At 26.5% G+C, this 15,698-nt stretch carries 9 protein-coding genes and 1 CRISPR repeat array; of the genes, 6 read left to right on the plus strand and 3 right to left on the minus strand.

What is annotated here, in order from left to right; genetic code table 4:
• Positions 1-17: 17 nt before the first annotated feature.
• Positions 18-2,168 (minus strand): phenylalanine--tRNA ligase subunit beta, encoded by a 2,151-nt coding sequence (locus IM807_RS01595; protein ID WP_196362818.1) that lies wholly within the window; start codon positions 2,166-2,168, stop codon positions 18-20.
• Positions 2,169-2,185: 17 nt separating this feature from the next.
• On the minus strand, positions 2,186-2,866 hold the full coding sequence (locus tag IM807_RS01600; RefSeq protein ID WP_196362819.1) for a hypothetical protein: 681 nt from the start codon (positions 2,864-2,866) through the stop codon (positions 2,186-2,188).
• A 1,027-nt stretch (positions 2,867-3,893) separates the two neighbouring features.
• Between IM807_RS01600 and IM807_RS01605 the strand changes: the two genes are divergently transcribed.
• From IM807_RS01605 to IM807_RS01630, 6 genes are all read left to right on the plus strand, one after another.
• A complete protein-coding gene (locus IM807_RS01605; protein WP_196362820.1) occupies positions 3,894-4,082 on the plus strand; it encodes a hypothetical protein in 189 nt (62 codons plus the stop codon).
• Positions 4,083-4,695: 613 nt separating this feature from the next.
• Entirely contained in the window at positions 4,696-6,483 is a 1,788-nt protein-coding gene (locus tag IM807_RS04255) for an AAA family ATPase (protein WP_196363078.1), read from the plus strand.
• Positions 6,470-7,735, plus strand: a complete 1,266-nt coding sequence (locus IM807_RS01615; protein WP_196362821.1) for a hypothetical protein — start codon at positions 6,470-6,472, stop codon at positions 7,733-7,735. The genes IM807_RS04255 and IM807_RS01615 overlap by 14 nt, the downstream gene beginning before the upstream one ends.
• 413 nt (positions 7,736-8,148) lie before the next feature.
• Entirely contained in the window at positions 8,149-9,003 is an 855-nt protein-coding gene (cas1, locus tag IM807_RS01620; protein WP_196362822.1) for a type II CRISPR-associated endonuclease Cas1, read from the plus strand.
• Positions 9,004-9,028: 25 nt separating this feature from the next.
• Positions 9,029-9,337, plus strand: coding sequence for a CRISPR-associated endonuclease Cas2 (cas2, locus tag IM807_RS01625; RefSeq protein WP_230861159.1), 309 nt, complete (start codon positions 9,029-9,031; stop codon positions 9,335-9,337).
• Positions 9,337-10,110, plus strand: coding sequence for a hypothetical protein (locus IM807_RS01630; protein WP_196362823.1), 774 nt, complete (start codon positions 9,337-9,339; stop codon positions 10,108-10,110). The genes cas2 and IM807_RS01630 overlap by 1 nt, the downstream gene beginning before the upstream one ends.
• A 70-nt stretch (positions 10,111-10,180) precedes the next feature.
• Positions 10,181-11,672: a CRISPR direct-repeat array (repeat unit 36 nt; unit sequence GTTTTTGTGCTGTACAATTTCTTATTAGAGTAAAAC).
• A gap of 195 nt (positions 11,673-11,867) precedes the next feature.
• On the opposite strand, the gene cas9 is transcribed toward IM807_RS01630, so the two are convergent.
• Positions 11,868-15,428 carry a type II CRISPR RNA-guided endonuclease Cas9 gene (gene cas9 / locus IM807_RS01635; RefSeq protein WP_196362824.1) on the minus strand — a complete coding sequence of 1,187 codons (3,561 nt, stop codon included), beginning with the start codon at positions 15,426-15,428 and terminating at the stop codon, positions 11,868-11,870.
• Between the last annotated feature and the right edge of the window lie 270 nt (positions 15,429-15,698).

Below are 15,698 nucleotides of genomic sequence, written 5' to 3' on the forward strand. Positions count from 1 at the left end.
TAAACCAAAATTAAAAATTAACGATTATACAAAACATCAACAACATCACAAGCTTGATCACTACCAGTTATGCGATAAGTTATTTTTTGTTTTTCATTAATTATAACATAATCTTTTTGTTTTACAGAAAAAATTCCGGGAATTTTTTCAATTTGCCTGACAAAACGGTCAGGAATATCATTTAAATCAAGCGAAATTGTAATGTCGCGAAATTTTAATTGGGCATTTTCATAAGGCGTAAATTTTTTTTGTCTTTTTTCATTAAAATCAATTCGCGACATTAATAATTCAAGAAAATTTGCTTGTTTGAGTTGGCAAAATTTAGTATTAATTTTGCCAACTCAGCCAACCAAAACTCCCTTTAAATAAATAAATTGTGCCTGTTTTGGTTCAAAAAATTCAGAATTTGCTGGAATAAAATCAAATTCAAAAGGGAAAAGGTTTTTTAATTTTTGTTTTAATTCTTCAAGGCCAAAATCAGTTGATGCAAGTGCAAGTGATTGATTTCACTCAGCAACTGAACCAATTTCAAAGAAATTGACATCTACCATTTTACGTTTAACATTGTAAATCAATGCTTTGGACAACTGAAAAGCAAGTGAATAACGAACTTTAACATGCTCATGCGAGGAAAAAGTAATTAGTTTAGGAGATTTAAGATCAAAAGGGTTGAAACTCTCTGATTTTGGCACCAACAAGTATGTGTTGGCTTCAAAAAAACCAAAAGCTTGGAGTTTAATTGGTAAATTAGACTCCTTTACAATTTTTCTTGAAGAAATTTGCGGTAAATTTTCTTCAAAGGAATCAAGACCATAAAATCTTAAAAAATCTGCTGCTAAATCAGCAAGAAATTCAATATCAACACGGTAAAAAGGAGGCAAAAACTGGTTCTCTAAAAAATTATAACCAATTTTCAAGAGCGCTAAATTAGTTTTTTGAAGGCGATCTGGAACTAATTTGAGTCCCAAAAGTTGATTAATTTCCTTAAAATTAAAGTGAATTTTTTGTTGATTTTGGAACAAATTTTCATCAAAATTAATTGGTTTTGAAAAATTAATTTCTTGGTTTTTTAAAAAAAGATTCAAAAATTTGAAAGCAAGTAAAGTTGTTCCAATGCTATAATTTCTTGCAAGTTGTTTTGCAGTAGGTGTATTAATTTTCAATTTTTGAAAACTTTGGCGAATTTTAACTAAGTCAAATTTTGGCAAAATTAACAAAAGTGGCTGATTTTCAAGAACTTTTGGTTCTAAAACCTCAGGAATTAAAACTTGATTGTCATCAAAAAATAACTTGAAAACAGGAACTTTTTTTGCATTTTTTTCATCGTTATTTATTTCATAAATAACTCTAATTTTTTTAGGCAACTTGTTTGTTGGGACCAAAAAGCAAGGCTGACCTGTGTAAATTAGGACAAAATTTGCAAAATCTCGGGGATCATTTTTGATGCTAATTCCAGATTTTAGGAGTAAAAATTGGTCAGCAAGCGAAATTTTTGGTGCCTTTTCAATTTCAAGGGCGCTAATTTGTAATGGAAATTCACTTTCAACTTCGAGTTTTTGCGAAAAATTTCCACTAATTTGTCAGCTATTAAAGTTAAATTTGGTTGAAAAATAAGCTGCAAGTTCCATGGCAATTACTAAATAGGAATTAGCATCAGGACGATTTCATAATAATTTAATGTCAAGAATTTTGTCTTTTAATTCTAATGTTACAAGCGGATCAAGATCAAGATCAAAAATTGGTTCAAAAAGAAAAATTCCTTGGGATTCTTCGTTTTCAAGTAATTTTTGATCAAAACCAAGCTCACTTAGCGAAATTAGCATACCTTCTGATGGTAACCCTCGTAGCATTTTGCTTTCAAAAATAATATCTTTGTTTATTGAGCCAGGAACAAAAGCTAAAACTTGTTTGTTGGGAATAATATTTTGTGCTCGAGTTTGAATTGTTCTAATGCGGTCAGCAAATTGAATCTTACAGACAAGAAGATTGTCGGCATTAGGGTTTTTTTCAACCTCTAAAATTAATCCAAAGCGAATTCCATCTATGTAGTTCAATTCACGGATACTATCAACCTCAAAGCCAAGGTTAATCAGACTTTGAATAACGATTTCATCACTAAAATTAGTTAAATTCGCAAGTTTTTTAAGTCGTAATAATGAAAAAAGCACTTTTCTCCTGTATTTTTTTAATTAAATTGTTTTAAAAAACGTAAATCATTTTTATAAAACTCACGAATATCATTAATTTGGTATTTGATCATTGCAATTCGCTCAAGACCAATCCCAGCAGCTAATGCACGGATTTTATAATCAGTAAATCCAGCGTTTTGCATCACTTTCGGGTGTAAAATACCACATCCTAGAACTTCAATTCATTGGTCGTTGAAAAAAATATCAACTTCAAATGAGGGTTGGGTGAAAGGAAAATAAGATGGCCGAAAGCGAATTTCCATGTCTTTATCAAAAACATGGGTAAGCAATGCACGAATTGTTGCAATTAAATTGCCAGCAGCGAAATCCCCAGTTGCAATTAAATCTAATTGATTAAATTGATGGGTATGGGTTTGGTCTTCAGCATCATTTCGAAAAACTTTACCATAAGAAAAAAAAGCAAAATTTTTATTTGGTGAGGATGCGAGTTCTCTGAATGAAATTCCAGTGTTATGTGTTCGCAGCAAACTAGAATGGTTGAAAACAAGACTTTGCCATGGTTCAGCGGCCGGGTGATTTGAGTCCATGTTTAAACTGAAGAAATTTTCTTGAAAACTAGTAATTTCTGATTCAATAACACGATAATAACCTTGATTTGAAAGTCATTCAGCAATTTTATTTGCAATTTCTGTGATCAAACTATGATAATTTTGCATTTTTTTCCCTTACTTGTGAAGGATTGGAAGTATTAAAAGACAATTCTGAATTTAAGGCTCTAAACTAAAATATTTATTTAAAAAGATTAAACAAGAAAAATATCTTTTTAAATACAAAACAAAAGAACAAAATATGACTAAATTATAATATAAAAAACAAATTTTCAAATAAAAATAATATATTTCCCAAATTTTCCTACTTTTTTGTTCAATTCAGTGATCAAAAACAAAAAATCAATGTAAATTAGTGCAAAAAATCAGATAATTATTTTTATCTAACAATTTTTGTGAGAGTTTTTCTATCATCTATCTTTTTAAAAAAATCTTTTTAAAAAGATCTGAAGATTTAATCTTCTTTATATAAAAATTTTGGTTTTTATAATAATATAACAAACCTAAATATTTGAATTGTTATATCATTCAGCAAATGAATTGATTTCTTGTGTGTTTTTGTTTTTTTGATTTACTTTTAGAAATTTTACTGTATTTTTCTACAAAATGTAAAATTACGGTTTGATCCTTTCAGATTCAATTATCTTGATATATTTGATTTTAACTTTATCTGTCAAATAGATATTTTTTATAAAATTCTAATTGAAGAGCAAATTCGTCTTTCTTTCTTTCTTTCTTTCTTTCTTTCTTTCTTTCTTTCTTTCTTTCTCTGTGTGTGTATTTTGTACTAAAATGTCTCTACTATTTTCCATAATTATCTTAATTATAAAAAAAAATTTTTTAATTTTTTATAATTTTTAGTGTATAATTAATTTTGCACAATTAATTAATGTTTTACTCTAATAAGAAATTGTCGCACAAAAATAAGGCCTGTTATATGCAGTGCCGAAACTCCTGCCATTTTGGCAGGTTTTTTTTTTTTTTTTAGTTTTTCCTTGTCAGAATTATGACAAAAACTGAAAAAAATTTAGGAAACAACAATCAAAAATTAAAATTTTTAGAGAAAAATTAGTCTTAATAATCTGTGATCAAGAAATTTTATTGTATAACAAAATTATTTTACAAAACGAAAAACATGAAAAAAATTATTGAAATTAACCAATCAGATTATGTTCAACTTTTTCTTGATAACATTATCATTAAACGTGATATTGAAAAATTTGTAATTCCAATTAACACAGTAGACGTTGTTATTTTTGAAAATGACAGAACAACTATTACAATTCCGCTAATTAATGAACTTGTTAAAAAAAAGTCAATATAATTATTTGCAAAAATCATTTACCAAATTCGCTCATAATTCCTTATAGTGGCTATTATAATAATAAAATTTTTCAAAACCAAATTAAATGGTCGCTAAAGTACAAAGGTCAGACTTGAAAAAAAATTATTCGTTTGAAAATCCAAAGATCACTGGATACTTTGGTTAAAAAAACTTGTTGTAAAAAATAGTAATTTAAATTAGTATATTAATTTCAGACACAACAAGAAAGGTGTGTCAAAATAAATCATAATTAAAAATAAAAAAGAGTTTGTCGTAAAATCATAGGAAAAAATAATTATTTGAGTTTTTTCTGCTAATTTATTAGTTAAATTAGTTTTGAAAGATTTAATAGCTCACAAAAATTTATCAGATTTTCAAAAATTTTGTTTAAATTTAAAAGCGCGTACTAAAAACTCATACTAATAATTAAAGAAAATAATAACGAATCACAATGACAAACAATTTTTAACTAAAATAAAAAAAACCTTTAATTAAGACAAACTTATGTATAATTATTTAAAGTCGTTCTCAATAAATGAGGTAATTATGGATATAAAAAAAAAAAAAAACTAATTTTACATTTCATGATCTTACAGAAGAACAACAAAATGTAATTAATTTAGCATTAAAGGGAGAAAATATTCTAGTTGATGCCTGTATTGGGAGCGGGAAAACAACAGTGATTCAAGCTTTGTGTAATGAATTTCCTCTTGATAAAAAGATTTTATATTTAACTTACAATAGATTATTAAAAGTTGATGCTAAAAGTAAAATCATAAACAAAAATGTTTTTGTACAAAATTATCATGGATTTTCATATTGATTATTAATAAAAGAAGGTGTTATTTCCTCTTCCGCGGACGCAATTAAAATATTTTTAACTACCGATATACCTGTTGGGATTTATGATGTATTATTGCTTGATGAGTATCAAGACATCACGGATGAAATATCTAGATTATTAGAAAGAATAAAAAGAGAGAATCCTAAGATCCAAATCGTTGCCGTTGGCGATATGGAGCAAAAAATTTATGATAACACAAGATTAAATGTTAAAGATTTTATTGATAAATTTTTAGAATCATACAAAAACGCTTATTTAACACTTTCTTTTAGAATGCCTAAAGAACATGCTAGTATGTTGGGTAGAATTTGAAAAAAAGAAATTAATGGCGTTAATGAAAATTGTCAAATCCAATATATGAAACCTGACGAGGTTAATGAATTTCTGTCTAGACAAAAACCTTCTGATATATTATGCTTGGGTGCGCGCTGGGAAATATCAGATACATTAAATTACCTTGAAGAAAATCATAATAAAATTTTTAATAAAAGAACTGTTTATGCATCTATAAAAGATGATGAAAGAAATTTAAATCCAAAAAAAAATTCGGCTATTTTTACAACATATGATAGTTCAAAAGGATTGGAAAGACCTATTTGTGTTATTTTTAGTTTTGAACTAAGTTATTGAGAAATGCGTTTAGGAAAAAATGAAACAAATTATGAAATTCTAAGAAATATATTTTGTGTAGCAGCAAGCAGAGGAAAAGAAAAAATAATCTTCGTAACACAAGACAAAAAAATATTATTAGATGAGAATACTCTCAAAAATGGAGATAAAAGTTCAAAAATCTCAAAATTATATTCAATGTCCACAATGTTTGATCATAAATATGATGATGATATTGAGAATATGCGTCAAATGCTTGATGTAAAAGAAATTTATACAGAAGATAAAAGCGAAATAAAAGTAAAAACAAACGACTTCTTAATTAATCTTGCACCGTGTATTGGAATCTTTCTTGAAGCATCTTATTTCAATGATTTTCAAATTGAAAATGAAATTAAGCTTTCAATCAAAACAATTGAAAATGGATATTTTTCAGAAAAATATAAAAATTTTATTTCAGAAAAATATAAAAATTTTATTAAAGAAAGAAAATCAATAAAAGATTTAACGCTATTTAAAGTTTATTTAGACACACGTCAAGAAAGATACATTACGCAAGCGTTTCCTGATTTTATTGATGATAATGCTATTAACAAAATGCATAAAAGATTGTCAGAAGTACTTAGTAAAAATGAAACAGTTCAAGCGAATTGTTCATTATGTTTTGCTAATGGAGCAAACGATTTTACAATGAATGTTATAGGTATAGCTGATGTTGTAAAAAATAATATAGTTTATGAACTAAAATTTGTTAACGATTTAACAAATTCCCATTTTTTGCAAACCGCTTCATATATGTTAGCCTTAAATTTGGACACAGGAATATTATGGAATATTAGAAATAACAAAATGTATCAAATTAAAATTAAAAATCGAGAAGATTTTAGAACTAAACTTGCACAAACAATCACTAAAGGGTATTATGAAAATGAAAATGAAGACAATTAAGGATCAACAAATTGCTAATTTGAATCAAAAATTTGCTGTAATCGATATAGAGACAAACTATGAAAATCAAATTTTTTCTGTTGGAGTTGTAATTGCTGATAGCACTAATTTTAATTTAGTTGATAAAAGGTATTGAATTTTAGAAAATAATTTACTAGTTGGCGGAATGTATAAGCATAAAATTTTAGCGCCACTTCCTGCTGAATTTAAAAATGAAACTATTCGAATTCAAACTCATAAAGCAATGATTAATCAATTAATTAAATTTTTGAATTATTACAATGTAGAAGATTGGTTTTCATATACGAAATTTGATTTTAAATATTTGCCTGAATTACACAATTTATTCAAATACAATGATATTTCTTTAGCTGCCAAAAGCAAGAAATTTAACAAACATATCCCATCAAATGCAGAAACAAGCAAAAACGGTAATTTGAAAAAAGGTTGAAATGTAGAACATATGTACAGAATGGTTAGTAAGGATGAACATTATGTTGAAACACATAATGCCTTGCTTGATGCCATTGATGAATTGCGGATTATGAAATTTCTAGAATTGGATTTTAAAACATTTCAAACATTAACTAAAAGGAAAAATAATCCAATTCAAATTTTCAAAAATGTTAGGACTCATATCGAAACAATTAAAGATCAACAAATTGCTAATTTGAATCAAAAATTTGCTGTAATCAACATAAAGACAAACTATAAAAATAAAATTTTTTCTGTTGGAGTTGTAATTGCTGATAGCACTAATTTTAATTTAGTTGATAAAAAGTATTGAATACTAATAAATAATTTATTAGATGGTGCAATGTATAGTGATAGTATTTTAGCACCTCTCCCTGCTGAATTTAAAAATGAAACTATTCGAATTCAAACTCATAAGGCAATGATTAATCAATTAATTAAATTTTTGAATTATTACAATGTAGAAAATTGGTTTTCATATACGAATTTTGCTTTTACATTTTTACCTGAATTACACAATTTATTCAAACACATTGATATTTTTTTAGCTGCCAAAAGTAAGAAATTTAACAAACATATCCCATCAAATGCACAAACATATAAGAATGGTAATTTGAAAAAAGGTTGTGGTGTAGAAGATATGTACAGGATGGTTTGCAAAGATGAACATTATGTTGAAACGCATAACGCCTTGCTTGATGCCATTGATGAATTGCGGATTATGAAATTTCTAGAATTGGATTTTAAAACATTTCAAACATTAACTAAAAGAAGATAAAGTAAAGTAGATTAATAACAATTTCTTATTAGTATAAATCTAAAATGATGATAATTTCTTGTTTTCCAAATCAATTTAATTAAATTTTTTAGAGAAATTTAAAATTAAAAAATTTTTTTAAAATTATTTTAATTTTTAGTGTATAATTAATTTTGCACAATTGATTAATGTTTTACTCTAATAAGAAATTGTCGCACAAAAATAAGGCCTGTTATATGCAGTGCCGAAACTCCTGCCATTTTGGCAGGTTTTTTTTTTTTTTTTAGTTTTTCCTTGTCAGAATTATGACAAAAACTGAAAAAAATTTAGGAAACAACAATTAAAAATTAAAATTTTTAGAGAAAAATTAGTCTTAATAATCTGTAATCAGGAAATTTTATTGTATAATAAAATTATTTTACAAAACGAAAAACATGAAAAAAATTATTGAAATTAACCAATCAGATTATGTTCAACTTTTTCTTGATAACATTATCATTAAACGTGATATTGAAAAATTTGTAATTCCAATTAACACAGTAGACGTTGTTATTTTTGAAAATGACAGAACAACTATTACAATTCCGCTAATTAATGAACTTGTTAAAAAAAAAGTGAATATAATTATTTGCAAAAATCATTTACCAAATTCGCTCATAATTCCTTATAATGGCTATTATAATAATAAAATTTTTCAAAACCAAATTAAATGGTCGCTAAAGTACAAAGGTCAGACTTGAAAAAAAATTATTCGTTTGAAAATCCAAAGATCACTGGATACTTTGGTTGAAAAAAAACTTGTTAGCACCGAAATTGAAGAAAAAATGACTTCTTATATTGACCAAGTTGAAGACCATGATGTCACAAATCGTGAAGGCCATGTGGCTAAATTGTATTTTAAACACCTTTTTGGAGAAAATTTTATCCGCGATCAAAAAGCCGATGATCGTGTTAATAGTCTTCTAAATTATGGTTATACTGTTTTACTTAGTTATGTTGCCAGAATTATTTGTGCCAAAGGAATGGACAATCGCCTTAGTTTGTATCATAAAAGTTTTAATAACAATTTTCCTTTGGCTTGTGATTTAATGGAACCTTATCGCTTTTGGATTGACCAAATTGTTTTTGATCATATTAATAAAAAATTTTTTTTATTTCAAGAATTCAAAGAAGATTTGTTTACATCTTTTAATAAACATATTACTTATAAAAATAAAAAAATTCGTTTTAAAAAATTTATTGATGCTGAAATTAGCGAAATTTTAGAGCTAGATAAAAATGCTGACTAATATAATTAAGGTAAACACAAGAGAAATGCGAATTTTATTAATGTATGATGTCTATTCAGAAAATGAGCAACAAAATCCTGAATACAACAAATTTGTTAAAAATCTTATTAGATTAGGCTATGTTCGGATTCAATATTCGATTTATGCCAAAATAATCCCTGTTCACACAGTTTATGAATCAGAAAGAAAAAAAATTGTTAATATTATTCCTAAAAATTCAAATGTTCGTATTTTACTTTTAACCGAGCAACAATACCAAAATATGGAAATTTTAAGTGGCTCAAAATCTAAAAACGAAATTATTAATTTTGAACAGGAGTATATAAAATTATAATGTTAAGTTTCTTTAATAATAAAGCCAATTTAGTTGAATTTAAGGAAAATATTAAAATTATTGAATGTGAAAATATTGATCTTTTTTTACACGACCTTTTTGACTATGAACATGAAAAAGGTATCCAATCGCTTGATTTAGATGGAAAACTTTATTCAATTAAGGATATTAGCGTTTTTACTTATTTAAACAAAATTGCTGATTTCCTTAGTTTAAGTCCAAAAAATTGACTAGGTAGCCAAATTATTCAAAATGAAATGTGGCAAAATAGCGATTTTTTTAATAATCAAGAAATCCGAATGATAATTGATAAAATTAATACTTTATTAGGTTTTGAACTACTTGAATACCAAATTGATAATACTAAATTATTAAAGTCATTATTTGAGATTAATGCAAACATCTTGCTTTCAAAAAATAATTTTGCAAAAATAATGGAAATTGTTTTTGCAAACAAAGCTGAACCACTGGTTTTCCTCAAAGATTTGGAATTTATTAATTTAACTGACCTTTTGCAATTTACAAATACAAAATTTATAATTTTAACCACTGATTTTACTAAGTATATTAATAAATATGAACAACTTGAACTTGTTAGTTTTTATAAAAATAAAGTAATTGTTGACATCAAAACACCCATACCTGTTGTTCGCTACTTTGAAAATCATAAAAATAGGGAAATTTTGGAAAATGAGTCCCTATTTTCCGATATAAATAAGAAAAATGAATTCCGTTATCACCTTAATATTATCAAAAAGACCTTTTTTGAGTAAAAAAGCCCAAAAACCGGTACTTTTTTAAGGAAAAACAAAAAAAAAAATCAGTTTTTTTCTTTGAAATGAGGTTTTTGTGCTGTACAATTTCTTATTAGAGTAAAACGAAATTGAATCATTTTTAAAAACAAGTTCTGTTTTTGTGCTGTACAATTTCTTATTAGAGTAAAACATTTACATTATTTTACCGTTTGAACGGACTAGTTTTTGTGCTGTACAATTTCTTATTAGAGTAAAACTTTGATCGAAATATTCATTTTCGTCGTATGCGTTTTTGTGCTGTACAATTTCTTATTAGAGTAAAACAAACAAAAAATACGCTATTGCAGAATGTAAGTTTTTGTGCTGTACAATTTCTTATTAGAGTAAAACAAAAAACAAAAATTTTTAATCGAAGAACATAGTTTTTGTGCTGTACAATTTCTTATTAGAGTAAAACTATGATATTGTTTTTATCAGTAGACGATAAGTTTTTGTGCTGTACAATTTCTTATTAGAGTAAAACGCAAAAAAAATAATATTTTATCTTTGTTTTGTTTTTGTGCTGTACAATTTCTTATTAGAGTAAAACTATTCGCTAAAATATCGTCTTTATTAACTGGTTTTTGTGCTGTACAATTTCTTATTAGAGTAAAACTAACCAGGAAAAATTAGAAAAAGAAGACATGTTTTTGTGCTGTACAATTTCTTATTAGAGTAAAACAATAATAATTAATAAATAAATTATAAATAGGTTTTTGTGCTGTACAATTTCTTATTAGAGTAAAACGTCTAAATTACTTAACAAATTAAGGTTGCTGTTTTTGTGCTGTACAATTTCTTATTAGAGTAAAACAACACCATTTACATTTATTAACAGTAGAATGTTTTTGTGCTGTACAATTTCTTATTAGAGTAAAACGTCTAAATTACTTAACAAATTAAGGTTACTGTTTTTGTGCTGTACAATTTCTTATTAGAGTAAAACTTTATCGCGTTTATATAAAAATAACCAGAAGTTTTTGTGCTGTACAATTTCTTATTAGAGTAAAACTTTAGAGAAGAGCTAAAAATGGATAATTTAGTTTTTGTGCTGTACAATTTCTTATTAGAGTAAAACCCGAAGAATATCGGAAAATGAAAAGCGAGCCGTTTTTGTGCTGTACAATTTCTTATTAGAGTAAAACAGATAATGTTAATAGCCGTTTGCAATTAACGTTTTTGTGCTGTACAATTTCTTATTAGAGTAAAACTTATAATTCGTATTCGTCTTTGTCTAAAACGTTTTTGTGCTGTACAATTTCTTATTAGAGTAAAACGTTATATAAAAATCCAGTTGTTTTAAACAAGTTTTTGTGCTGTACAATTTCTTATTAGAGTAAAACTAATTATCCTATTTATTTAAATGACAATGTGTTTTTGTGCTGTACAATTTCTTATTAGAGTAAAACGCAAATTGAATTTTTCAAAGCATGAAAGACGTTTTTGTGCTGTACAATTTCTTATTAGAGTAAAACTCTAAATAAGTTATTAAGTTGCATAGTTCGGTTTTTGTGCTGTACAATTTCTTATTAGAGTAGAACTTGAGTTTGTTTTTAAACAAAAATAGCGCCTGGTGCATGAAAATCAACAACCTGCCATTTTGGCAGGTTGTTGATTTTGAAACAAAAGGTTTTTCAAGTGAAAAATTAATTTATTTTTGTTTATTAATTAGTCTTAAATTTTGTTTAGCATTCTAAATTTTTGTTTTGTGAATCACTAATTATTCACTAATGGATTTATTGTTTTTCATTAATTAAATAATCTTCTATTTTTTTTTGTTCTACAGATGCATATTCATTTCCAAGTTCATCAAGGCTCACAAATTGAAATTCAATAAGGAAAGATTTGGTAATCATTTCTTTATCATTTAATTCATTTAGTTTAAGTGATTTTATTGTAAATCCAGTATCGTCCGTTTTTCTTTTGGAAATCCCAGTAATACAAAAATAATGATCATCATTTACACTTATAAGCAGTTCTTTCTTGATAGTTTTTCCTTGCTCATCTTTGATAGTTTTTCCTTGCTCATCTTTGGAATCAAAAGTAAATTTTTTATCAACCTTTAATTTTACAATTGCAGATTTTTTGATTGCCAATATTGGTTTCGATTCATAATCAATACCTAAATTATCTTTGTATTTTTTTAGATTTTCTTGATTGTATTTTGATTCATCCAAGGAATAAAAATCACGATCAAGCTCGGTTCCAAATTTTTTGGTCAAAAAATTTACAGGAATAGAATTAAATTCTCCTTTTTTATTTTTATAAACAAGCGCAAAAAGTTGATTTTTACCAGTTTGAAAAGATTTTTCACCTTGCTTTTTGTTAACAAAGACAAAATTTTTATTAACATTTTTTTCTGTTACCAGTCTTAAATCCTTAAAAAGCGTTTTTCTCTCAGTAGAAGGATCAAAATAAATTAGCTTCTTTGCGCCTAGTGCATTTGCTTTTTCTTCTGGATCTACATATTCTTTTTCAACTAATCAATCCATATAATTGTGAAAAGGATGATTATTCTTTTTATTTTCATTAAATTGATTAAAAATTTTTCTTAATTTTTCAAATTCAGATTTATGGCTTTTATACATCAAGACACCATTTTTTTCAGGATCAGCAAAACATTCTTGCAAATTTTTCAAATTTTTTGGATTAACTAAGTTAATTTTCTCAATTTTATCAAACTTACCATCATCATCTTGTCTAAGACCATACAATGTTTCGCCAAACAAAGACCCGTTTGTAGAATTTTTGATTTTTCTTGAAAACTTGATTTTAACTTTATCCTGAGCATTTTCAATTTTTTCTTTTACCAATCCGGAAATTTGTTTTATTAATTTAAGTTTTTTGCTTTCATATTCCGAATGTTTTGTAATTTCACCAGTTTCTTTATTGATTTTAGCACCGTCTTCGCCTAGTTCATATTTTGAAAACAAAACATTATCCTGGAGTGTTAACAACTTGGTTAAAGCATGTCGGTTTTCATTTGCCATTATGGCAATAATGGCAGCATCCATTGCATGGTGAGAGTTGTCCTCACGGTCTTTTTTTGGAAAAATTTGTTTTCTAATAGCAGCTGTGTGATGCCCGTTTAATGTAAATACTTTTATTTTTTGCTCATAGGCAAAATTTGGATTATCCTTAAAATGTTCTATGACAGCATCGCGAAATAATACTGTTGAATATCTTGTATCATTTAATTGTCTTGACAAAAAATCTTCCCTTTGGTGAGGGTCAATTTTTTCTAAATAAAGGAATTTTAACTTTTTAAGCATTGCTTTATTGTCCAGAGCAAAAGGATAATTATCACTATCTTTTTGTCTGTTTTTAGGATTAAATAATTTATTTATTGTTGCTCTATAGTTTTTGTAAATTTGTTCACCTTTTGTTTTCATGTATGCAGCCGCACACAAATCTGATTTAGCATTGTTTTCTTTGCGTGTTGTTAAAACAAGATTTGACAATGAATTATCAAGTGAATCAGATCAAGGGATAATGTGGTCAACTTCATATTGTTCACTATTATTTATTAGGTCAACAAGATCAATTTTTTCAAGTGAATTTTTTTCAAGTGAATTTTTTTCAAGTGAATATAGATCAATTCCGTCTTGTTGGTAATAAAGTTTTAATTTTTGCAACAATCGTGCTGGCTTATTGTCTAAATCCCGTCTTGAAATACCTCTTGATTCAAGGTCATATTTTATGGTTTCATAAACTTGATCAAGACCTTTGGAAAAATTAGTTTTTTGTTTTTTTGCTTTTTTTGCTTTTTTATCATTTTTATCACGTGGAATTTCGATGTAAATTCCGGAAATTTCGTAATTTTTTGAATATTTTTTAATAATTCTGTTCAAAACACTTATTGCTTGTTCAGAAGTTTGCTTAACTGCTGGGGGTAGAACTTCATCTTTAAGAACAAAAGGATTTAAGTATTTTGTTGGCGGTTTTTTGTTTTCATTGCTTTTTTGAACAATTTCTCTAATTTCTTCATCTTCTCATTTTATAGATTCAGAATTTTTGTTTGTTTCAAGCATTTTTGCAACAAATAATCTTGTTGTTTTTTCTGAAAGACTTCCTATTTTTTTGAAGCTAAGTTTTTTGTTTTTAAGCAAAGCGTTGATAAATTCATCTTTGTTTTTAATTTCAAAGTGTCCTAAAGCCCCTGTTTTGTTGAGTTCCTCAATAAACCTGTCTCTTTTTTCCTTATATTTTTCTAAAACAGAACAAATTGAATCAAGTTTTTCAAGGTGATCTACAAAATTATCAACACTAATTCAGTCTTTAGATTTTTCTGCATGTTTAGCAATTTCTTCTAGTAAAATATTTGTAGTTTTTGTTTTATCTTTTAATTTTGTTTCAATATCATTTTCATTTTTAAGAAGTTCATTACCCCGGAAATGACCATCATTTATTTCTTCATTACCGTCTAAACCAAGATCCTTGATTATGATTTTTTTAATTTTTTTGACGTCAATATTTTTTCGTTTAGAAAGCAATTCATTAAGCAAGTTATCCCTGTCTTCTTTTTTGAGTTTTCAATCAACGTCACATTCTGATCTTAAATTGCTTAATTCATTTAAAAGATTAAAAAATTCGTAAGAAACAAAATTAAGGGAGGATCTTAATTCATTTGGGAAAAAGCTACATTTTCCAACTGTTTTATCCCAAATATTTTCGAATTGTTGGACGATTTTATTTTGCTTTTTATCAAATTTTCAAATTCCATATTCACTGGCACTATGTTCAGATCCTGGTCCTTTTGCAAAATCTCTTATAAAATTAAAAAGTCTTAAAAAACTTTCTTGGAACTCATCATCAATTTTTTGCACTTCAAAAACTTTTTTGATTTCATCTGTTCATTGCTGATTTGAAAAGTTGATTTTGCTTGATTTAAAAAAATTATTTTTCCTGAAAAATTCATTTAAAACTTCAGTAGGAAATTTATCACCTGTATGTTTTTTATGTTTTTTGCCTTCCTCTTCTTCATCAAGTTCGTAAAAATAACCTCTGTTTTCAAGGTAGTCATGCAAAATTCAAGCAAGATCTTTTGGATCTATTTTTTCAGTAAGTGCTCTGATTTTTAGATTTAAAATGTTGGTATTTTCATTAGAACTTTTTATAAAAGAGTTTTTAATTTCATCAATGTTTTTAAAATCAAAAATGCTTTTTGACTTTAAAATTAATTTTAAGAATTTTTCATTTTTATATTGTCTACGACGGATGTTTCTTCTGCGTTTTCTGTTATCACGCCGACCGGCTGCTTTTTCCCTTTCTGAAAAAAGACGAGAACCTCAATTCAAGATTTCATTTGTTTCAGAATCAATAATTGCTCATCCAACTGAACCTATCCCTAAGTCAAAACCGATAGCAATTTTTTTTTTTTTTTTTGATTCATAAATTTCCTTTTAAATTAATGCGTCTTTCAAGTCCTGATTATATCAAGTAATCTGAAAACCATAAATAATTTTACCACAAATAAAGCTGAAGACAAAATAAGTTATGATCTAATTATAAAATACTACACAAAAATAGAGCTTGTTATAATATAGTGTCAGAATTACTACTATTTT

Origin of the sequence: Mycoplasma sp. 'Moose RK', assembly GCF_015708155.1 — a bacterium.
GTDB lineage: Bacteria > Bacillota_I > Bacilli_A > Mycoplasmatales > Metamycoplasmataceae > Mesomycoplasma.